The organism is Rhizobium acaciae (assembly GCF_025941625.1).
Lineage (GTDB): Bacteria > Pseudomonadota > Alphaproteobacteria > Rhizobiales > Rhizobiaceae > Rhizobium > Rhizobium acaciae.
This window is the reverse complement of record NZ_JAPCZO010000016.1, coordinates 138,972-159,414: the sequence shown is the minus strand read 5'-3', so window position 1 is coordinate 159,414 and position 20,443 is coordinate 138,972. Positions and strand designations below refer to the sequence as shown.

The window sequence follows — 20,443 nt, the reverse complement described above, 5'->3', positions numbered from 1 at the left end:
CGCTCCTCCACGAGTCGTTATGCAGGTCAGTCCATAGATTTCAGCCGAGGTCTCCGCCGGCGACCGGCAGCACGCTGCCGGTGATGTATGACGCCTCGTCCGAGGCGAGAAACAGGATCGGCGCAGTCTGCTCGTCAATCGTGCCGTAACGCTTCATGAAGCTCGAATGCTTCACCTGCTGCACAACTTCGGCCATCCAGCCGTGCTCCGCCGCCGTATCCCCGGCTGCGTTGCGCGGGATGCGGCGCAGCGGCGCGTCCGTGCCGCCGGGCGCGGTGGCCACGACGCGGATGTTGCGCTCGGCCAGTTCCATGGCGAGCGACTGGGTGATGGCATTGACGCCGCCTTTTGCCGCCGAATAGGGCACACGATGGATGCCCCGAGTGGCATTCGAAGACACATTGACGATCGTTCCGCCGCCGCGTTCGAAAAGATACGGAAGAACAGAATGGCAGCAGTAAAGGGTCGGCATCAGGGAACGACGGATTTCGGCGTCAATCTGCTCCGGCTCGAATTCCGAATAGGGGCGCATACGGATGGCGCCGCCGACATTGTTGATCAGGATGTCGATGCCCCCGAATTTTTCCTTGGCAAAGCGCATCGCTGCCGCGGCGCCTTCACAGGTTTCAAGATCGGCATTGAAGGCAGCCACATCCGCGCCCGCCACTTCGGCCGCGACGTCGGCGACGAAGGCAGCGCGGTCGACGAAGAGCACCTTGCCGCCCTCGTTAGCGGCTCGTTGCGCCACGGCGCGGCCGATGCCTTGCGCGGCGCCCGTGACGATAAGCACCTTGCCCGCAAATCGGTTCGCAAAGCGTGCCGTGCTCATGCGGCCTCCTTGGCAACGGCATTCGGCGTAAACTTCTCATAGTAGAAGCTGTTGGGCTTCACCCCGTTGTCGTCGAAATGCTTGCGCACGGCATCGACCATCGGCGGCGGGCCGCAGAGATAGACATCGACCTCGCCGCCATTGAGCGCCTCGGCCGGCATATGCTGGGTTACCCAGCCCTTGCGCGGATGGTTCGACGCCTGATCGGCGACCACCGTGCTGTAGGCGAAGTTAGGCAGCCGGCCGGTATAGGCCTCGATCTCGTCCACGAGGACCAGGTCCAGATCGCGGGTAACGCCGTAGATCAGGTGAATCTGCTGCTGTGAATATTCGCGTGCCAGCACCTCCAGCATGGAGAGGAACGGCGCAAGCCCCGTACCGCCAGCCAGGAACAAGAGTGGCCGTTCGACCTTCCGCATGTAGAAGCTGCCAAGCGGACCGGTCAGGTCGAGTTTTTCTCCGCCTTGGGCACGCTCCAGCCAGCTGCTCATCACGCCGCCCGGGATCTTCTTGATCAGAAAACCGATGCGCCGTTCGCCGGGCGCTGTGCTGAAGGAATAGGAGCGATGCTGGCCGCTGCCCGGCACGGCGATGTTGACGTATTGGCCGGGCAGAAAGGCGGGCGCATCGGCATCCACCTCCAGTTTCAGCACGATCGCCGCATCGTTGTGCTGCGCCACCATGGCAACCGTGGCCGCGAAGGTCTGCTGCCCGGTCTTGCAGGCGACCGAGGTCGTCGATACGGCGATGACGCAATCGGAGGTCGGCTTCATCTGGCAGGTAAGGATGAGACCGCTTTCCGCCTCGTCGACAGTCAACGCATCGTCGATATAGTCGTTGCCGAGTTCATAGGAACCGCTTTCGGCGCGGCACTTGCAGGTGCCACAGACGCCGTTGGAACAGTCCATCGGCAGGTTGATCTTGCTGCGGTAGGCAGCGTCGAGAACCTTCTCGCCGTCCTTGCAGTTGATAAAACGGGTAACGCCGTCCTCGAAGTTCAATGCGATGTTGTAACTGGCCATGGAATCCTCCTCGAGTTTCCTGCCGCCCGGCGACGCACGTCAGATGTGATAGACGTCGATGACCTGGCGGATGTAATCGTTCTTCAGCACGATCTTCTTGGCTGAAATCAACAGCTGGTCGCCACTGCTGCGCAGCGTGACGAACATTGTCCCGAAGAAGTGGTCGGTGACTTTGTAGCGGTGATTGAGCGTATTGAAGTTGTAGCGGACGTCCACCTCCTCGCCGCGCACTTCCAGCAGCTCGACATTGGTGACGTTGTGGCTGGTGCGCGGCTCGGGCGTCGATGCGCCGGACCGCTCCGTCTTGATCCGGAAGACCCGGTCTTCCAGGCCGTCGCGGTTGGGATAGTAGATCAGCGAAATCTGCGAGTGCGGATCTTCGGTGATCTGGTCGTCGTCGTCCCAGGCGGGCATCCAGTAGGTCACGTCCTTCGCATAGCAGGTGAGCCATTCGTCCCAATCACGGTCGTCCAGCAGGCGCGCCTCCCTGTAGAGGAAGGCGCAGATGGTGTCGTAGGAGACGCTCATGCCGCCACCTCCTTGCGCTCAATGGAGAGCGCTTCGCGCATCACCCTTGCCCAGTATTCGTGCTGGCGGACGAACAGCCCCTCGTCCTCGCTACGCTCGCCGGAAAGCAGCGGCTTCATGCCCATCTGCTTTGCATTGTCGTCCGGACCTTCGATCCAGAGCGGCGCACCGCGCGACATGTCGTTCCAGAGTGCAGCGATACCGGCATATCCAGCCTGGCAGGCCCGGAATTCCTCGAGGTCGTCGGCCGTGCCCATGCCAGAGACGTTGAAGAAATCCTCGTACTGGCGGATGCGGAGCGCGCGGTTCTCGGCGCTTTCGCCCTTCGGCGCGAAGCAGAAGATGCTGATTTCGGTCTTGTCGACGCTGATCGGCCGGGTGACGCGGATCTGGGTGCTGAACTGGTCCATTAGGAAGACGTTCGGATAGAGGCAGAGGTTGCGGGTCTGGTTGACGATGAAGTTCGCCCTGTCCTCGCCTACGCGCGCCGTGATTTCCTCGCGCTCGCTGTAAACCGGGCGTACCTCCGGGTTCATCGTCCGGGTCCAGAGCAGGATATGGCCGTTTTCGAAGCCATAGACGCCGGCGGTCGATTTGCTCCAGCTGTTGGCATCCACCGCCTTGGTGCCCTCTTCGGCGCGACGACCCATAGTCGCCGCATAGTTCCAGTGCACGGAGCTGACGTGGTAGCCGTCGCAACCGTTCTCCATCTGGAGCTTCCAGTTGCCGTCATAGATGTAGGAGGAATTACCGCGCAGCACTTCCAGCCCGCCCGATGCCTGGTCGACGATCTGGTCGATGATCACCCTGGTTTCGCCGAGATAGTCCTCGAGCGAGACAGCATCGGCGTTCAGGCTGCCGAACAGGAAGCCGCGATAGCTCTCGAAACGAGCAACGCGCTTCAGGTCGTGCGAGCCATTGTTGTTGAACTGCGGCGGATACTGGGTGGTCTTCTCGTCCTTCACCTTGAGCAACTTGCCGGTGTTGGAGAAGGTCCAGCCGTGGAAGGGGCATGTGAAGCTGCCCTTGTTGCCGTGCTTGCGACGACACAGCATCGCACCGCGATGCGCGCACGCATTGATCACGGCATTGAGTTCGCCAGTCTTGTCGCGCGTGATGACCACCGGCTGACGGCCGATATAGGTGGTGTAATAATCATTGGTTTCGGGGATCTGGCTCTCATGGGCCAGATAGACCCAGTTGCTCTCGAAGATATGTTTCATCTCCAGTTCGAACAACTCGGCGTTGGTGAAGATGTCGCGCCGGCAACGAAACACGCCGGCCTCCTTGTCGTCCTGCACCGCCGTTGCAAGCAACTGGTCGAGGTCATGGGTCTTTTCGACAATCGCAGACATGGTTCTTCTCCCGCTCCCGGCGCACCTCTCCCGTGCTGCCGTTGCAACAATATCGATTTCACGGTGTGGGGCGGCGGCATCTTCAGCCGCCGCGTGCAGCCTTACGCTGCGGCGCGCTGGCGCTGCTCGTTGACCTGGTTGTCCACCCCGTTCACGAGCGCGGTGAGATGAATGTCGAATTCGATCTCGGCGAACGGACCGGTGAGATTGTTGGCCTTTATACTGACCTCGTCGGTGCGTTCGACGATGGGCGGAACGAGACCTTCCCGGGTAGCGTAGGCGAAGTCGTCGTTGACCAGCGGGTCGCCGTCGATGTTGATCTGGGTGGTCAGCTTGCGGTGGCCATCGGCACTGATGAAGAGGTGGATATGCGCCGGACGCTGACCATGGCGGCCGAGCGCGGACAATAGTTGTTCCGTCGGACTGCCGGGGGGAACACCGTAACCGTGCGGCACAATGCTCTGGAACTTATAGCAGCCCTTGGCATCGGCGACGATCGTGCGACGCATATTGAACGGCGCCTGCTGTCCGGTCGGGTCGAAGTGCGAGTAGAACCCGCGGGTGTCGCAGTGCCAGACTTCGACGGTCGCACCCGGCAGCGGCTTGCCGCCGGCATCATATACGGTTCCGTGCATGATGAGCGTATGGCCGTTGGTGTCCCTGCCATCGTCAAGACGGGCAAAGCCCTCAGAGACCGGGGCACCGGCCACATAGAGCGGGCCCTCGATGGTGCGCGGGGTCGGATTGTTGATGCCGAGTGCCGCATCGATGGCATCGAGGCGCTCGTCGAGGAAATGGTCGAGGCCGAGGCCGGGCGAGATCAGGCCGGCCTGCCCCGCCGCACCGAGTTCGTTGATCCAGGCAATGCCGGTCCAGTATTCGTCAGGGGTGATGTTCAGGTCGTCGATTGCTTTGAACAGGTCGGACATCACCCGATGAACGATCTGCTTCATGCGCGGATTGCCGCCGGCGTTGTTCAAGCCGCTTAGAACCTTCAGGAAGTCCTGCACCTCGGGCTTGTCGAAAATCTTTATGTCCATTGCCATTCTCCTCCTTCTTGGATGTTGCGAAGCCGATTGCGATGCTAGCCATCCGGCAGAGCGCCGCTCCCGGTGCCTTGCTCAGCTGTCGTCGTCGCCGATCGACGACGGATGCCGCACCAGCGGCGTAACAGTGATGGTCATGAACTTGAACAGCGGCAGACCCGACAGGATCTGGTGCAGTTCGTCATTGTCCCTTACGTCGAAGATGCTGTAGTTCGCGTACTCGCCGACGATCCTCCAGATGTGGCGCCATTTGCCGCTGCGCTGCAGTTCCTGCGAATAGGCCCGCTCCTTCGCGATGATGTCCGCCGTCTCCTCCGGGGCGAGATCTCGCGGGATGCTGACACCCATTCGAACCTGAAACAGCATGGTCTGGCTCCTCTATTTCGCAATGCTGACGGTCTTGCGCAGTCCATCGCGCTGGAAGAACCTGACGCGGTCCTCATCCAGCGTGATGCCCAAGCCGGGCCCATCGGGAATGGCCAGTTCGAAGTCGCTGTAATCCAGCGGCGTTACGAGGATCTCCTCGGTCAACAGGAGAGGGCCAAACAGTTCCGTGCCCCATTGCAGGTTGGCGAAGGTGGAAAAGACATGCGCCGAAGCGACCGTGCCGAAGGCGCCTTCGAGCATGGTGCCGCCATAAAGCTCGATCCCGGCGGCATCGGCGATCGCCGCCACGCGCAGCGCATTGAAAAGGCCGCCGCTCTGCTCGACCTTGATCGCGAACACGTCGGCACCGTGGACCTTGGCGATCTCGAAGGCCGATTCCGGGCCGTGCAGGGATTCGTCCGCCATCAGTGCCACGGGGAAACGGCGCATCAAGCGCGCCAGCCCCGCAGCCGAGGCGACCGGCTGCTCGATCAGTTCGCAGCCGGCATCGGCCAGCGCCGCCATGCCATAGATGGCCTCGGTCTCGCTCCAGGCCATGTTGACGTCGACGCGCACCGCACCGCGGTCGCCCAGCGCGTGCTTGATCGCGGAGACATGGGCAACATCCTCGCGGATCGACCTGGCGCCGACCTTCAGCTTGAAGACCTTGTGCCTGCGGATGGAGAGCATGTGTTCGGCTTCAACGATATCCTTTGCCGTGTCGCCCGAAGCGAGCGTCCATGCGACCGGAAGGCGATCGCGGCGGCGCCCGCCGAGCAATTCGCTGACCGGAAGCCCAAGCCGCTTGCCATGTGCGTCGAGCAGCGCGGTTTCGACTGCGCTTTTGGCGAAACGGTTCTCCTTGACCATCTTGCCGAGCCTCGCCATCAGCGCCTGCACGCGGGTAGCATCCTGGCCGACCATCACCGGCGCAAAATAGGCATCGATGGCCAGCTTCATGCTCTCCGGGCTTTCTCCGCCGTAGGCCAGCCCGCCGATCGTGGTTCCCTCGCCGATGCCGACGATGCCGTCGCTGCAATGTATTTTGACCAGCATCAGTGTCTGGCCATTCATGGTCGTCATCGACAGCTTGTGCGGCCGGATGGTCGGCAGATCGATGAGCAGCGTCTCCAGACGTTCTACCAGGGGTAACGCTGCTGCGGTCGAGACAATGGATATTGAGGTCGTGTTCATGGTTGGACTTTGCGCCGGCCACGGAGACTCGTCCAACATCATTTGCGTCTGCTATGATACCTATATGGTATCATAACGGAAAAAATGCTAAGTTATCTATACTTGCCGCATCGCAACATATCGTGGGGGCAGTGGAATTAGTCATGAAGGAATGGGCCGGGGATGGATCTTCGCCAATTGCGCTATTTCGTGGCCGTCGCGCGGGAGCGAAATTTCACGCGCGCCGCGCAGACGCTGCACATCGCTCAACCGCCGCTGAGCCGACAGATCCAGTTGCTGGAGGATGAACTGGGCGTCCCGCTCATCATCCGCAAGACCCGGCCCGTCCGGCTGACGGAGGCGGGACGGCTGTTCTACGAACAATCCCTGCAGGTGCTCGGTCGGGTCGAGCAGATGCAGGCGGCAACGCGTCGGGTCGGTCTGAACCAAAACAGCGTGCTTTCCATCGGCTTTGTGGCGTCGACCTTGTACGGCGGACTGCCTTCACTGGTGCGAAAGCTGCGGCAGCACGCGCCGGAGATGGACATCCAGTTGCTGGAGATGGTCTCCGTCCAGCAGATCCCGGCGCTCAAGGAAGGCCGCATCGATATTGGTTTCGGTCGCCTGCGGCACAGCGACCCGAATGTGATCGGAACGGTTCTGCGCGAAGAACGTTTGGTCGTGGCAATTCCGAAAGGCACGTCGCTCGCCCAAGATGCTTCGCCCCTCGGGGTCGCGGCCTTGGCCGGTCAAAAGGTCATCGTCTACCCGAAAGAGCCGCGACCCGGCTATGCCGACCATGTGTTGAATCTCTTGCATAGCCACGACGCGCGGCCGGCCGAAGTGCAGGAAGTGCGGGAAATCCAGACCGCATTGGGCTTGGTCGCTGCCGAAGCCGGCCTGTGCGTCATTCCTGCCTCCGCGCGTCAGATACGCTCGGACGTGCACTATCGGCTGCTCGACGGAAAGGGCGCCACCTCACCGGTGATCCTCAATCACCGCGTCGGCGACAACTCGAGCTATATCGACCTCGTCAAGCAACTGATTGAGGAAATGTATGCGGAAGATCCGCCGTGGCTGGACCTGGAACACAATCTTCTTCACCGTTCACTTCTGAGCCGCTAGACTGGCCAGATGTGCCTCAGCTCCTGCGGCCCTCGATGCGGGCAAGCACGCCGTCGAGTGCAGCGGTCAGCGCGGCAACGCCGCCCTTCTTCTCGAAGTCGGAGAAAACCTGCTCGTTCAGTCCGCCCTTGGTCGCGAATTCGCGGCTCAGCGCGCTGAACGGTTCGTTGCCGGGACTGTTCGCTTTCTGCGCGAGGCTTGCAAAGAGCGGGGCAATATAGGCCTGTCCCTTCGCCCTTTCGAGGCCGCTTCTTTCCAGCCAGACGGCAACCTGCTCCATGATGCCGAAATAGGTCGACATCATTGCGCTTGCTGCCGCGAGAAGATCATATTCCTTCCTCGACTGGCATTGGACAGCCGTTCCGAGCGTGTCGAACAGCGCTGCGACAGTGGTATCAGGCGGATAGACGGCGGTGACGCCTTGCCGGCCTGCGACGAAGGGCAGGGGGATCGCCTGCACCAGATGCACGTCGGCGGCGATCCATTCGGAGAGGGCCTGGCGCTCCGTTGCCGCAACGAGGCTGACGACCATTTGGCCATCCCTGAACGATAGCGCACGCACGACCTCCTCGGCGACCTGCGGCCGTATCGCCAGGAACACCATGTCGCTGCGCTCGACGACGTCCTGGTTGTCCTTGGCAATTCTGACGGCGGCGAATTCGCCGGCCAGCGTCGCGGCGATGTGAGCGCTTCGTGGAGACACATGAATCTCGGAGGCATAGGCCGGCTCAGTGAGAAGCCCGCGAACCATCGCTTCGGTAATCGCGCCGGTGCCGACGAAGCCGATAGTGCAGATTTTCATTTGATTTACTCCGCAGCCCAAAGCGCGGCGTCCCTGCGCTAAACCATATGGCCAACAACACGACAGAGGCGGCAGTTGTGCCTTCACCCACAACTATGCACCCGACAAGCGCCGGGTCAATGCCGGCTGCCTCAAAGCCGGGATTATGCGATCGGCGGCCGCACGATCGCCGATCTCGACGCATGAGCGGAGCCGGGTTGGAGAGGTCGGTCGAACAGGGTGGCGATATGCCGGACTGTTAGAGACGATCGATCCGTAGAGGACTATAATGATAGTCGCAGCTGCGCCGGCTCAAGCCGATTGCGACAGACCCTTGAGCTTAGTTGTAAGTAATCTTGTCGCCGACCCTCGGGCGATTGAAGTAATGGCGATCGAAGCTGTAGCCATTCTGCCCGGTGAAGTTTGAAAAGAACGCCGAGACCGGCGTCGTCAACGTGTACTGTACTCTGGTCAGCACCACCTGCACGCCGTCATCCTGGATCTCCGAAGGGACCTCGATTGTGCTCGCCGAGCCGGAGGTAAGAGCGGAGGTGTTGAGCGCTGCAGACCAGTTGACCGTCGCGCTGCCGCTCTTGGCGATATCGTCCACCGCCAGCGTAATCGTGAGCCCTGTCGTATCATAGGGCTGTAGGATGAAGCTGGCGCCGGAGAGAAGCTTGGCGACGTCGGACTTTGTCCAGGAGCCCTGCTGTGAAATCATGTCGCCTGTGGAAGAGGCGATCTCATCTATCTTTCGGCTGACTGTGAGTGCATGGCCGAGATCGACGGTGCCGAACAGAAGCATCACCAGGATCGGCAACACCAGCGCGAATTCCACACCCGAAGCCGCCGACCGGTCGCGAATGAAATGCCGGGCGCGGGATCGGGCGAAGCGGAAGAAGGAGAGGCTCCGTTTGATGATCATGTCAGAAAGGCTCGCTGCGGAACAGAACGGAAGATCCGAGCAGGTAGCGGCCGTCCGAAAGCTTGGCGCTCGACAGGCTGAAGAAATTGACGACGGCTGTCCATGGCAGGAACGTCTGAACCAGGATGTAGTCGCTGCCTTTGCCGATATCATAGGTCTCGGTCACAGTGAGATTGCCGCTGTCGTCGATGGGGTCGGTGCTGGCGGCGGACGAGAGGTCGGAAAGCACGATCACCTTGACCAGCAGCCCGCTGGAGCAGCTGAACGAGAGAAGCATGTCGTTGCAGATTCTGGCCTTGAAATCGGCCAGCGTGATGTTGGAGGACGCAACCTCGCCGGTGCGGATCATCCGGGAGATCTTGTGCACCGAAGCGTCCAGCGTCGAGTTGACGAAGAACATCAGCGACACCTCGATAATGCCGAATATCATGATGAAGAGCGGCAGAGCCAGGATCGCAAATTCGATCGCAGCGACCCCTTTGCGATCGCCAAGCAGGCGGCGCAACGATGCGAAGTGTTTCCCTCGCCTCATTGGGTCAGCCGGACGGATGCGAGATATTGGGTGAAAAGCGCCGACAGACCTGCGGTGATCTCGGTCGACGACGACGCGGATATGAACAAGCTCTTGGAGGATGCGCAGTCGGAAAGCGCATAGGGAATGTAGTCCCGTCTCGTGATGCTGCTCGACACGCCGCTTTGCATGGTGCCGCCGTAGGTGCTCTTCCAGCTGGCGCTTGCCATGGTCGAGCCGACGGTTGCGTTGTAACCCCAGTCCGAGGTGATCGGCAGGTATTCGGTGTAAAGAACCGCCATGGTGGCGGACTGGTTTTTGACGTAGGCGCACCAATCCGGATTAAGCGGCGCAACTTTGTTCCAGTATGCCCCATACGTCGCCTGGCCGTTCTTCCATGTCACCTTGTCGGTCACCCATTCGCGCTGCGACTGGACGCCGTCCGTCAGCAGGAGAACCAGCTTGAGCGGCGAGCCCGAGGATGTTCCGTCCCCTCCGGTGCCGACTTTCTGTTTGAGCGTCGCAAGCGACACGTCAAAATAGGTGGCTGCCTTCGAGGTCGCGCTGGTGAGGCCGTAACTTGCGTCCGCAAGGCGATTTCGCGCCGTGTCCGTGCTGAGCGTCGGGGTCAGAACTTCCGTGAGGGTATCACCAAGGCTATATAATCCGACCTTGATGCGTTGATGATTGCTGTCGGAGTCGTCAATCATGTCGAGTACGTCTCTGACGGCGTCACCGGCAACATCGGCGCGCAGCTTTATGTTCTTGGCCGTGCTGTATTCGTAATTGTTGGCGTATTTCGTCTTGCCGATAGTGTGTGCATCGCCCGTGTGGCAGGCGAACTGGCAACCGATGCCGGAATACATGGCCGACTGGCCGGCCGTCGTTGCCGCCAGAAGCATCGATGGCGATGTGTCGATGACGATATAGACGTTAAGATAGGAGGTGGCTGGCCCCTTGACGGCGCTTGCCACGCTGACGTCAACGGTGTCGATGTTGGCGATCTTCATCAGCGTCGTTGGAACCGTGCCGCTGGCCGTCGCGGTGATCTTATGGTTTGACGTATCGATGTCGATGTCGCCAAGCGTATAGCTGTTTTCCACCTGTGCGTGGAACCAGTCTGCAACCTTTTCCTTCAGGGCGTCGGCGTCGTCGGTATCGATCTCTTTGACTGCGGCGATCAGGGCCGTGTCGAGATCGCTCTGCATCCTCTGGCGGACATTGTAGGTCCGGATATAGTCAAAGCTCGCGCCGACTGCGACGATCATCGGCACCAGGGTGAGGGCAACGACGATCGCGACATTGCCGCCCCTGTCCCTTCCGAGACCGCGAAGGGCTTTGAAGACCCTGCCAATTGAAGTTGAACGACCCGAGTGCAATAAAACCACCGTCAAATAAGTCATACTAATGTGCAAGAAGTATCCGAAGTGCTTAAGCCTTTGTTAATTCCTGCGTTTTCCGATGGAATGCGGACTGCCGACGCAATGTTTCGTGCGCAAATTGTATATGTCTGCGAATTATGGATAGCCGTGGAACATATTATCTCATTCACGCTGCGGGGATCCGCATGCGTGAGCGAAGCCGGACGCGGCGATATGCCCGGCGCCCATCCGCGACCTCTCCAGCGTTTTCGTTCAACAGCCTGAGCTATCCAAGCACGGATATCAGCGCTTTGGCGGCAGGTTCTGCTCTTTCTCAGGCCGAGGAGGCTGGTGTGGGACATTTCCGTCAGGCTGGAAATTGGATAACCCAGCGATGACCGTGCCTATCAAGATTTCGCATTCAGCGCTGGATCAGGAGGTCATGCAGGCGTTCTTGAACGCCCTGCGGGGACATGTTCCGATTGTTGAAGAAGTCGCCCACTATGCCGATCCAGCCTTCCGACATCTGGGTCGGCATGGCCTGGGATTGGGCGCTCACTTCGCCCTTCCTGGCCGAAAGTAGCCACTTAAACCCGGTCTTTGTTCGGCTCCTAACGAACTCAGTTTCTTCAGAAGCGCTTCGGAAATCTCGAACTGGCGCGCTGTTCCGCGCCCCATCGAGTTCTTGACGATTGTCTCGTCCAACATTCCTCGCCTCACCAGAAGATCCACCGTCTCCTTGACGCCACTGCGCGTCAGAGCCGTAATTTCCATAATACTGGAAAGGGTTAGCTTCTGGTGCGCCTGGTTCATGCTGTACAGGACCGTCATCATGCCGACCTGCTTCAGCCTTGCCTGAGGCGTCTCGTCTTCGAGGGGATGATCGAGGATCTCATGCAGGATGAGACCTGAGAAAGCCAGATTCCGCCATTGGGTCGTGAGTGCTCTTGTCATGCTGTTTTACTGTGTTATATAAATCAGTATAAGTTGCTCTACAGACAAACCACCTCTTCCGCAATGGGATGTCCGGTGAAGGGGCGTGCTCATGAAAACCCTTCTGCTCAACTCAGTCGTGGCGGCCTGCTGCATGTTGCGCCGTCGGCCTTGGGGCGATCATCAATGCGCGAACAATTGGCGCGCGCGTCATCGCGCTCGGATTGAACCCATATCGCGCTGCACTGGCGCAGGAGTTGGGAGCAGAGCTGGTCATCGACCCCCGCGCGCCGGACCTTGTCGAGCAGGTGCGGGCCGCGAGCGGCGGCTATGGCGTGGATGCGGCCCTCGACACCAGTAACAATGAGGGCGCTCCCGCAGTGGTCCTGGAGTTGCTGCGGGCGCGGGGAAGGCTTGCCTTCGTCACCTGGAGCGGTTCGCTACCGGTCAACCGCATCACGGGCAAGGGCATCGACATCTTTGGCGCTTGGCACTGGAACCATGACGTCTTTGCCGAAGAGTTGTTGCAGCGCGTGCGCGACGCCAGGCCGCTTCTCGACAGATTGACCACGCACCGTTTCGCCATGTCGGAGGTCGCGTCTGCCTTTGCTCTTCAGGAAACCGGCAATTGCGGAAAGGTGCTGCTCTATCCGGGCAAAATTGCTCAGGCTTGAAGGTCTCAGAGACAAGATGCGGCCGGGGAAGCGGCGGCCGCCGCCCGCCAACAGAATCAAATTGGGAGACTATTCATGACGTTCAGACTCGGTGGCTATGGGATCGAATACGGCGGAGATCCCGAAGCTTATGCGCGCGCGCATGTCGAATTCGGGTACAACGCGGCCTACATGCCGAACATCAAGCTCGAGAACCGTGAAGAAATCGCAGCCCTGGTGAAGAGTTTCGCAGCGGCCGATCTCGTCATTGCCGAGGGAGGTGCCTGGAAAAACCTAATTGCCCATGATGACGTGACGCGGAAAGCCAATCTCGAATATGCCGTGCATCAACTGGCTCTGGCGGACGAGCTGGGAGCAGGCGCCATCGTCGCCTACCACGGAACCGTCGGTCATCCAGGTGACCCGTGGCAGCTGAGCGACAATTACGACTATGGCCCGCATCCAGACAATCAAAGCGAGGCTGGATTCCAGCGCGCGGTCGATACGGCTCGCTATGTCATCGATATGGTGAAGCCCAAGCGCACCAAGTTCTCGTTGGAGATGGTGCCGTGGCTGGTCACCGATACCCCGGAAAGCTATCTCGAATTGCTAAAGGCGATAGACCGGCCGCAGTTCGGAGCCCATATCGACGCGGCAAATATGGTCATTTCGCCGCGGCTCTATTTCAATACAGGAAAGATGATCCAAGATTGTTTCGCCCTTCTTGGACCCTGGATCGTTTCGTGCCACGCGAAGGATCTGGTGATGAAAGGCGGACCTGGAACGATCTCTTTCCATTTGGATGAAGTCGTGCCTGGCGAAGGTAATCTCGACTACACGGCCTATGTCACCGAGATTTCCAAACTCGGGCGCGAAGTTCCGCTCATGCTCGAGCATTTCGATGTGCCAGGCTACCGGCGTGGCCTTGCGCACATCAAGGCGGTCGCACACAGCGCAGGGGTTGTTTAGAAGCGGTGATCTGGAACGAAACTCTTGTGACGGCTGCCCTTGGACTGGACGTGCTCCCCCAGGCGTGTCACCGTTCGTTTATACTCCCGAACGCATCGAGTAGCACGCTAAACGAGCCGCAGGCCGATTTCTGCTGAGGGCCCCCGCAGTACCAGCTCGGGAGCCCGGCCTTCCGGCTCGCAAGCATGCCCGCGGCAGAGGTGAGGTTATGGTCGTCAGCCGGCAAATCCATTGCCGCATCGATCATGGCGGCGAAAGCCTTCTTCGAAAGCTGGGAGCAAAGGCTGTCAAAGAGGGCTGGAACCTGGGAGTTATAGACTCTAACCCACGCCACGACTTTCTGTTTCGCCAACGGGTCGGTCATGTCTGGGTCACAGATCGACTTCAAACTTACCTCGACCTCCTGCAGCTTGACAGCGGTCGCTCAAAGGAACTGGCCGACCATCTTCGGCTGACAAAACTTGCGGTACCCGAATGACAAAGCCCCAGATAAAAGGTGCTGCAGACGACACGGAAATCAGAGAAGCCCGGATTTTGCGCCGGCGTGCCGTCAATGACATCATGCTCGAGTTTTTAAGCGCGCTTGGTATTGCGTTCAAGTGATGCTCGGAGCGCGGGATCTGGTTACTTGGCTGAAGTTATCAGGTGTAGGCCTCTCACATCGTTCAAGGCGGGCATTTTGCACGGCTCGATGATCGCCCACCGCTTCGCAGGTTATGGCGTTGCCGATGAAGATCTCAAACGCCCTTCTTAGCTGAAACCTTGACCGCAGGAGCATTGCTCCATCGGCAAAAACAACGCATTCAAGGCGTCGTCATCGGTCCGGTTTGGGCGGCATCAAATTGCCGAACTCCATCGGAAATGGGAATATGATCGTCGAGGTCTTTTCGCCGGCGATGACGTTCAATGTACTCAAATAACGAAGTTGCATGGCCTCGGGTTGCCTGGCGAGGATTTCGGCTGCTTCAAGCAGTTTGGCTGCAGCCTGCTGCTCGCCTTCGGCATTGATGATTTTGGCGCGCCGCTCGCGCTCGGCTTCCGCCTGACGGGCAATTGCGCGGATCATCGATTCGTTGATGTCGACATGTTTGATTTCCACATTGGCGACTTTGATGCCCCAAGCATCGGTCTGGGCGTCGAGGATTTCCTGAATGTCGATATTGAGCTTGTCGCGTTCCGCCAGCATCTCGTCGAGGTCATGCTTTCCGAGCACCGATCGCAGTGTCGTCTGGGCGAGCTGGCTCGTCGCCATCATGAAGTCCTCGACCTGGATCGTCGACCTCTCGGGATCGACGACCCTGAAATAGATCACCGCGCTGACGCGGACCGAAACATTGTCATGCGAAATGACATCCTGGCCGGGCACATCGAGCACCCGCGTGCGCAGGTCGACCCGCATCATCTGCTGGACATAGGGGATGAGCAGGATCAAGCCAGGCCCCTTGACACCGGTGAAACGGCCAAGCGTGAAAACCACGCCGCGTTCGTATTCCCGCAGGATCTTGATCGCAGATGCGACGACGACGAGCAGAATAAAGATGATCACAAGATAGAAGGCGAGATCTGCAAACATGCCCATGTCTTTTCCTCCTGCATTCTGAAGGCCGTTAGGCCTCCTGCGAACTGCGGACCACTTCGAGCGTCAACCCATCCCGGCCGGTCACTTTCACGCGGTCGCCGGCGGCAAGCGGCTCAGTTGAAATGGCCTTCCAGCGCTCGCCATGGGCGATGACGTAGCCCGAGATGCCCTTCCAGCTGTCGACCTTGCCTGAAATTCCGATCATCTGCTCGCCTCCGGTGACGACATCGTGCCGGCGCGAGATGAAGGCGAGACGGGCAATGACAAGGCTAAGAGCGAGGCAGGCGAGGGCGATTGCGCCAAGCACCGGCCAGGAAACCTTAAGCCCGGGTATGTCCGTGTCGAACAAGATGGTAGCGCCGAGCACCAGTGCGATGCCGCCGCCGACGCCGAGTGCGCCGAAGGACGGCGAATGCGCCTCGGCCACCGTCAGACCCACGCCGAGAATGATCAGCCCGAGGCCCGCAAAACTCACCGGCAGCACGGCCAAAGCATAGAGACCAAGCAGCAGGCAGATGCCGCCGATCGTTCCCGGCACCAGCGTCCCGGGCGTCAGAAATTCAAAGATCAGGCCGTAGATACCGACCATCATCAAGATCAGCGCGATGTTCGGATCGGTGATCACCGAAAGCAGGCGGGTTCGCCAGTCCGGTTCAAGTTCCTGGACGATGAGACCCGATGTTTCGAGCCGGACATCCGTTTGACCGACCCGCACAACCCGGCCCTGCGCCCGTGCCAGGAGATCGTTTATATCGGCCGCCGCGAAATCTATGACCTTCTCACGCAGAGCTGCGGCGGAGGAAAGGCTCGCGGCCTCGCGCACGGCGCGCTCCGCCCAGTCGGCGTTCCGATTGCGCAGTTCCGCAAGCCCGCGGATATAGGCAACCGCATCGTTGATCGCCTTCGCCTCGCCGGCGTCGCGCGGCACTTGCCGCTGCTTGCCGGTCGTATCAGGGCTGTCGTTCCGGTCATCATCGGATGGTCGGCCGCCAAGTGCGATCGGCGTCGCCGCACCCAGATTGGTGCCCGGTGCCATTGCCGCGATATGGCTTGCGTAAAGAATATAGGTGCCGGCGCTGGCGGCTCGTGCTCCGCTGGGTGCAACGAAACTCGCGACCGGTATCGAGGAGGCAAGGATCGCACGAATGATGTCGCGCATCGACGTGTCGAGACCGCCCGGCGTGTCGATCTGCAGGACAACCAGGCTGGCGCCACGTTCATTGGCCCGTTGAAGGCCGCGTCTTACATAGTCGGCCGTCGCCGGGCCAATCGCCCCGTTCATCTTCAGGACTATAGCGACACGCTCAGCTTCGGATGCGGGCGTCGCCAGGCCCAAAGCCGAGAACAACGTCAGCAGCAAAGCAAGGATTGACGGCATCCACCGCCAAAGCTCCAAACGCCACACAATCGTCCGCCGGACTCTCATATTTTGAAATATATGGCAGAACTGCGAAACGGTAAGAGACAAGTCTTTTCTCTGCGCCGCGTCGAGCGCGGCGTGAAACATTGCAAGCGTCCCCACCGGAAGAGGCTTAATTAGCGACTTCGCGGAGACGGATGGCCCCGAGCGAAAGGGCGCCGCGCAGCTCGCACCAGCTTAGAAACTCTACCGCCGCCTTGGCATAGGAGCGGCGGGTATTCGCATTGCCGATCTGCGCGGTGAAGAATTCCAGGAACGTCAGCCGGCTGGATTCCGGCAAAGCTTCCACTATGGCCGGAAGCTGGAACCCTTGGGAAAGACGGATGAGTTGGGTCATAGTGCCTCGTCTGGCGCTATCGGCTGATTGACCCAATCCAGCTCGAACTCTGGTTTCACGATCTCCAATCACGGCGTTTCCGGTTCGCTTTTGCGGCGCCGATCATTATCAACCAGCCACAGATGGCGATCCTTGGCGTTGGCAAGCTGGAAAAGCGCGCGGTCGTCCGGCAGGTTGACGGTGTCGATGCGGTGCTGGTTCGGCCCATGGCTTATGTGTCGCTTACCATCGGTCATCGCGCGCTTGATGGCTTCCAGACCAATGCGTGGCTTACGCGGTTTGTCGAAACCTTGGAGATGTGGCCGCAATGACCGATGACAATGATTTCGACGTTCTGGTCATTGGGGGCGGGCCGGGCGGATACATTTGCGCGATCCGGGCAGCACAGCTTGGGCTGAAGACTGCATGTGCGGAGAAGCGCGCAACGCTTGGCGGCACGTGCCTTAACGTAGGCTGCATCCCTTCGAAGTCGCTGCTGCACGCCAGCCACGAATACGTTCGTTTGGTCAGCGGGGCGTTGCAGGAACTTGGCATCTCTTTCGAGCGGCCGAGTTTCTCGCTCGATAAACTGATGCAGCAGAAAAATAAAACCGTCAAAGGTCTGACGGCGGGAATCGACTTTCTGTTCCGCAAAAACAAGGTCACCCGGTTGACCGGGACGGCAAAATTCCGCGACGCCAAAGCCGTCACGATTGATGGTCGCATCGTTCGCGCCAAACATATCGTCATCGCAACCGGCTCCGTACCGGTGGAGCTGGCCTCGGCACCTGTCGACAATGATAACGGACGGATCGTCGATTCGACTGGTGCGCTGGCGCTGTCGAAGGTTCCGTCCCGCCTCGCAGTCGTCGGAGGTGGTGTCATCGGGCTCGAACTGGGCTCGATATGGAATCGCCTCGGCTCCAAGGTGACGGTGGTCGAATATCTCGACAGTATCTTGCCGGGCATGGACCCGGATGTTCGCGTTCACATGTCGAAGGCGCTCAAGAAGCAGGGGGTCGAGATCAGGGCCTCAACGGCAGTTGCCTCTGTCGGACGCCAAGAGGATACTATACTTCTCGAACTGGACGATCTGACACGTAAAGTGAGGGACACACTTGCGGTCGACGTCGTGCTTGTGTCTGTTGGAAGGCGACCGAATACCCGAGTACTTTGCCTGGAAGCAGCAGGACTTGAAACAGATGCGAGGGGCTTCATCGAAACAGATTCGTATGGTGCAACCCGCGTCGAGGGTATCTATGCGATCGGCGACGTCACCGATGGCCCAATGCTTGCTCATAAGGCTAAAGACGAGGGTGTTCACGTTGCGGAATATATAGCAGGAATAGGGGTGGAAGCACGCAATCGCTCGATAATTCCTGCTGTGGTTTACACATCGCCGGAGGCTGCAGGTGTCGGCAAAACCGAGGAGGAATTAAGGCTCTCGTGCGTTCCCTATCGCGCTGCGACGTTTCCCATGTCGGCGAAGACTGGACGTGTCCTAGGCGTTCACATCGTCGCAGACCAAGCCGGAACGATGATTGCCCAGGCGGTTCAAGCAATGGAGTTCGGGGCCACCGCCGAAGACATTGCCTATACCTGCCATGCTCATCCAACCCACAATGAAGCGTTGAAAAAAGCCGCATTTGCCAGCCTTGGCGCAGTTGTCCATCTTTGGGTTCGTCTCGCTTGATCGGGGGCGTCGTCATGGATGCAGGGCGGATTGCGCAGGTATTGGATCGTGAGGCGCTCTCCGGCGGTTAAGTGCTGGTGGATATCGGCAGGAAGGACCGCGGGTGGTGAGCAAAATAGGCGTAAGCTCCATAAATAAGCGTTACGCCGCACCAATGAGATCACGGGTCTGCGGTTCGCATCTCTTCAAGACCGGCTATGCTCAACAACTGATTGCATGGTTATTCATTTGGTATTGTCGAATTCCGGGTTTGCGCAGCCTGAAGAACATGTTGTTTAAGGCGCCGCCTAAAACGCAGCTTCGGGGCTGATTAGCGTCCAAAACAGTAACCTGCGCTCGCGCTCGAATGTCCGCTGATCAAAAGAAGTGGTGCCGGTTCATCTCGCCATGAGCTTTGAATCTACGCAGGCGCCTGCATTATAGTCGGGCTCAATAGCGTTGTAGCAAATCATGATGGGATGTGTCACACAGCCATCCACCCCCCATCGACCAGCATAATGGTTCCAGTATGTGCGTTGCTTCATCGCTGGCGAGGAACAAAGCGGCTTTTGCGACATCCGGCTGACCATGCGGTGACGCTTAGTCGTCGGTGTTTGTGTTTCGTTGCCTGCCTGAGTCCGCCGCTGCTGCGGACCGGCAAAAGCAGGGCAAACGGGATGTTTGGAGTTCGCCCCATGACGGATCAGACCTATACGCTCAAGCAATTAGCACAGGGGCATCGACCGATCCGGATCGGCTTTTTCCTGGTGCCGGACTTCCCTCTGATGACCTTTGCGGCGGCGCTCGACTCGTTGCGGCAGGGCAATCGTCTGGCCAAGCGAAAGGCCTTTGAGTGGCTCATCCTGTCGGCGGATGGCGGCCATGTGAAGTCCAGCAGCGGACTGGGCTTCGATGCAGATGCGGCGATCGGCAGGGCGCCACGCTGCGATATCGTCATCCTCTGCGCAGGCATCAATTATGCGGATGCCTATGATGCCAATGTCTTTGCATGGTTGAGGCGTATCCATTCGGAGGGGTGCGTGCTTGGAGCGGTCAGCACTGCCGTCTTCTTCCTGGCAAAGGCGCGATTGTTGGAAGGGCGACGATGTGCCGTTCATTGGGAGTCGCTTGCAAGCTTTCGCAGCGAGTTTCCGAACTGTCTCGCCACCGACGACATTTTCGCGATCGACGGACGTTTTCTGACCTCGTCGGGCGGAACGGTCACATTGGACATGATGCTTTACCTCATCTCGGCCGTGGAGGGTCGGGAGTTGGCAGCACTCATTTCGGACCAGTTCAACCACGCGCGCATACGGCGCCAGGACGACGTTCAGAGGATGTCGCCCGAAGATCGTTTCGGCATCCGGAATGCCAAGCTTGCCTTCGTGGTGCGTCGGATGGAAGCCAGCCTCGGCGATCCGGTCGAGATTTCCGATCTCGCCAGTAGCGTGGCGCTTTCGCTTCGGCAGCTCGAGCGGCTGTTTCACGCCAATCTCGGCAAGAGTCCCACCCATTTCTACATAGAGCTTCGCATGACACGCGCGAAAGAACTGCTGGTCTACACGGAATTGGCGATCGGTGAGATTGCCGAAATCTGCGGTTATCGGTCGGCTTCGCATTTCGGCCGCTCATACCGCACGCGGTTTCGCGAGAGCCCTGCCGCGACTCGAAAGGCAGAGAAACGGCGAGAGGAGCCAATGTCATGAACAATGTCGATTCGCGCAGAGAAGATGTCGGATCACCGCATGTCACAGAGGTCCATCCCGCTTTAACGTAAATCAAGACGGATGGGTGACGGACAAAAAGTCCGCTGCGACCGAGCCTGGGGCGAGTGTCTCGCAGGCCGGTCCGACCAACAAAAATTCGGAACAGTTAAAGC

Annotated in this window: 20 protein-coding genes and 2 pseudogenes; 6 read left to right on the top strand and 16 right to left on the bottom strand. The window is 59.5% G+C overall.

The window, feature by feature from the left end; all coding sequences use genetic code 11:
* Positions 1-40 precede the first annotated feature (40 nt).
* The 7 genes from benD to OLZ32_RS24840 form a co-directional block, all read right to left on the bottom strand.
* The gene (benD, locus tag OLZ32_RS24870; RefSeq protein ID WP_264423275.1) at positions 41-829 is read right to left on the bottom strand and encodes a benzoate diol dehydrogenase BenD; all 789 of its coding nucleotides are present in this window, start codon (positions 827-829) and stop codon (positions 41-43) included.
* Positions 826-1,851, bottom strand: coding sequence for a benzoate 1,2-dioxygenase electron transfer component BenC (gene benC / locus OLZ32_RS24865; RefSeq protein WP_264423273.1), 1,026 nt, complete (start codon positions 1,849-1,851; stop codon positions 826-828). Before benC ends, benD begins: the two co-directional genes overlap by 4 nt.
* A 39-nt stretch (positions 1,852-1,890) precedes the next feature.
* Positions 1,891-2,379, bottom strand: coding sequence for a benzoate 1,2-dioxygenase small subunit (gene benB, locus OLZ32_RS24860; RefSeq protein WP_264423271.1), 489 nt, complete (start codon positions 2,377-2,379; stop codon positions 1,891-1,893).
* Positions 2,376-3,734 carry a Rieske 2Fe-2S domain-containing protein gene (locus tag OLZ32_RS24855; protein ID WP_264423269.1) on the bottom strand — a complete coding sequence of 453 codons (1,359 nt, stop codon included), beginning with the start codon at positions 3,732-3,734 and terminating at the stop codon, positions 2,376-2,378. The genes benB and OLZ32_RS24855 overlap by 4 nt, the downstream gene beginning before the upstream one ends.
* 101 nt (positions 3,735-3,835) lie before the next feature.
* Positions 3,836-4,774, bottom strand: coding sequence for a catechol 1,2-dioxygenase (catA, locus tag OLZ32_RS24850; RefSeq protein WP_264423267.1), 939 nt, complete (start codon positions 4,772-4,774; stop codon positions 3,836-3,838).
* Between the two features lie 81 nt (positions 4,775-4,855).
* Positions 4,856-5,146, bottom strand: coding sequence for a muconolactone Delta-isomerase (gene catC / locus OLZ32_RS24845; RefSeq protein WP_264395894.1), 291 nt, complete (start codon positions 5,144-5,146; stop codon positions 4,856-4,858).
* Positions 5,147-5,158: 12 nt separating this feature from the next.
* The gene (locus OLZ32_RS24840; RefSeq protein ID WP_264395892.1) at positions 5,159-6,340 is read right to left on the bottom strand and encodes a muconate/chloromuconate family cycloisomerase; all 1,182 of its coding nucleotides are present in this window, start codon (positions 6,338-6,340) and stop codon (positions 5,159-5,161) included.
* A 162-nt stretch (positions 6,341-6,502) separates the two neighbouring features.
* Here OLZ32_RS24840 and OLZ32_RS24835 point away from each other — a divergent pair, with 162 nt between their 5' ends.
* Positions 6,503-7,444 carry a LysR family transcriptional regulator gene (locus OLZ32_RS24835; RefSeq protein WP_264395890.1) on the top strand — a complete coding sequence of 314 codons (942 nt, stop codon included), beginning with the start codon at positions 6,503-6,505 and terminating at the stop codon, positions 7,442-7,444.
* 16 nt (positions 7,445-7,460) lie between these two features.
* Here OLZ32_RS24835 and OLZ32_RS24830 read toward each other — a convergent pair whose 3' ends face one another.
* The 6 genes from OLZ32_RS24830 to OLZ32_RS24805 all read right to left on the bottom strand — a co-directional run bounded on the left by OLZ32_RS24830 (position 7,461) and on the right by OLZ32_RS24805 (position 11,976).
* Positions 7,461-8,246 carry a pyrroline-5-carboxylate reductase gene (locus tag OLZ32_RS24830; protein WP_264395888.1) on the bottom strand — a complete coding sequence of 262 codons (786 nt, stop codon included), beginning with the start codon at positions 8,244-8,246 and terminating at the stop codon, positions 7,461-7,463.
* 319 nt (positions 8,247-8,565) lie between these two features.
* On the bottom strand, positions 8,566-9,150 hold the full coding sequence (locus tag OLZ32_RS24825) for a TadE/TadG family type IV pilus assembly protein (protein ID WP_264395886.1): 585 nt from the start codon (positions 9,148-9,150) through the stop codon (positions 8,566-8,568).
* Between the two features lies 1 nt (position 9,151).
* Positions 9,152-9,682 (bottom strand): TadE/TadG family type IV pilus assembly protein, encoded by a 531-nt coding sequence (locus tag OLZ32_RS24820; RefSeq protein WP_264395884.1) that lies wholly within the window; start codon positions 9,680-9,682, stop codon positions 9,152-9,154.
* Positions 9,679-11,064: a TadE/TadG family type IV pilus assembly protein gene (locus OLZ32_RS24815; protein ID WP_003550350.1), complete on the bottom strand. Its 1,386-nt coding sequence runs from the start codon at positions 11,062-11,064 to the stop codon at positions 9,679-9,681. Before OLZ32_RS24815 ends, OLZ32_RS24820 begins: the two co-directional genes overlap by 4 nt.
* 379 nt (positions 11,065-11,443) lie before the next feature.
* Positions 11,444-11,581: a hypothetical protein gene (locus OLZ32_RS24810; RefSeq protein WP_026160226.1), complete on the bottom strand. Its 138-nt coding sequence runs from the start codon at positions 11,579-11,581 to the stop codon at positions 11,444-11,446.
* The gene (locus OLZ32_RS24805) at positions 11,578-11,976 is read right to left on the bottom strand and encodes a MarR family transcriptional regulator (protein WP_264395881.1); all 399 of its coding nucleotides are present in this window, start codon (positions 11,974-11,976) and stop codon (positions 11,578-11,580) included. Before OLZ32_RS24805 ends, OLZ32_RS24810 begins: the two co-directional genes overlap by 4 nt.
* 152 nt (positions 11,977-12,128) lie before the next feature.
* Here OLZ32_RS24805 and OLZ32_RS24800 point away from each other — a divergent pair.
* A pseudogene (locus OLZ32_RS24800) lies at positions 12,129-12,629 on the top strand (zinc-binding dehydrogenase); the annotation flags it as partial.
* A gap of 75 nt (positions 12,630-12,704) precedes the next feature.
* Entirely contained in the window at positions 12,705-13,577 is an 873-nt protein-coding gene (locus OLZ32_RS24795) for a sugar phosphate isomerase/epimerase family protein (RefSeq protein WP_003550347.1), read from the top strand.
* Positions 13,578-14,391: 814 nt separating this feature from the next.
* Here the strand turns inward: OLZ32_RS24795 and OLZ32_RS24790 are convergent.
* The 3 genes from OLZ32_RS24790 to OLZ32_RS24780 form a co-directional block, all read right to left on the bottom strand.
* Positions 14,392-15,156: a slipin family protein gene (locus tag OLZ32_RS24790; protein ID WP_003550345.1), complete on the bottom strand. Its 765-nt coding sequence runs from the start codon at positions 15,154-15,156 to the stop codon at positions 14,392-14,394.
* Between the two features lie 28 nt (positions 15,157-15,184).
* Positions 15,185-16,534 (bottom strand): NfeD family protein, encoded by a 1,350-nt coding sequence (locus OLZ32_RS24785; protein ID WP_264395873.1) that lies wholly within the window; start codon positions 16,532-16,534, stop codon positions 15,185-15,187.
* A gap of 154 nt (positions 16,535-16,688) precedes the next feature.
* Entirely contained in the window at positions 16,689-16,913 is a 225-nt protein-coding gene (locus OLZ32_RS24780) for a hypothetical protein (RefSeq protein ID WP_264395871.1), read from the bottom strand.
* 54 nt (positions 16,914-16,967) lie between these two features.
* Here OLZ32_RS24780 and OLZ32_RS24775 point away from each other — a divergent pair.
* From OLZ32_RS24775 to OLZ32_RS24765, 3 genes and pseudogenes are all read left to right on the top strand, one after another.
* Positions 16,968-17,224 (top strand): annotated as a pseudogene (locus OLZ32_RS24775) (2-oxo acid dehydrogenase subunit E2); the annotation flags it as partial.
* Positions 17,221-18,585, top strand: coding sequence for a dihydrolipoyl dehydrogenase (lpdA, locus tag OLZ32_RS24770; RefSeq protein ID WP_264395869.1), 1,365 nt, complete (start codon positions 17,221-17,223; stop codon positions 18,583-18,585). The pseudogene OLZ32_RS24775 and the gene lpdA, both read left to right, overlap by 4 nt.
* Before the next feature lie 674 nt (positions 18,586-19,259).
* Positions 19,260-20,270, top strand: a complete 1,011-nt coding sequence (locus OLZ32_RS24765) for a GlxA family transcriptional regulator (RefSeq protein WP_003550915.1) — start codon at positions 19,260-19,262, stop codon at positions 20,268-20,270.
* Positions 20,271-20,443 lie beyond the last annotated feature (173 nt).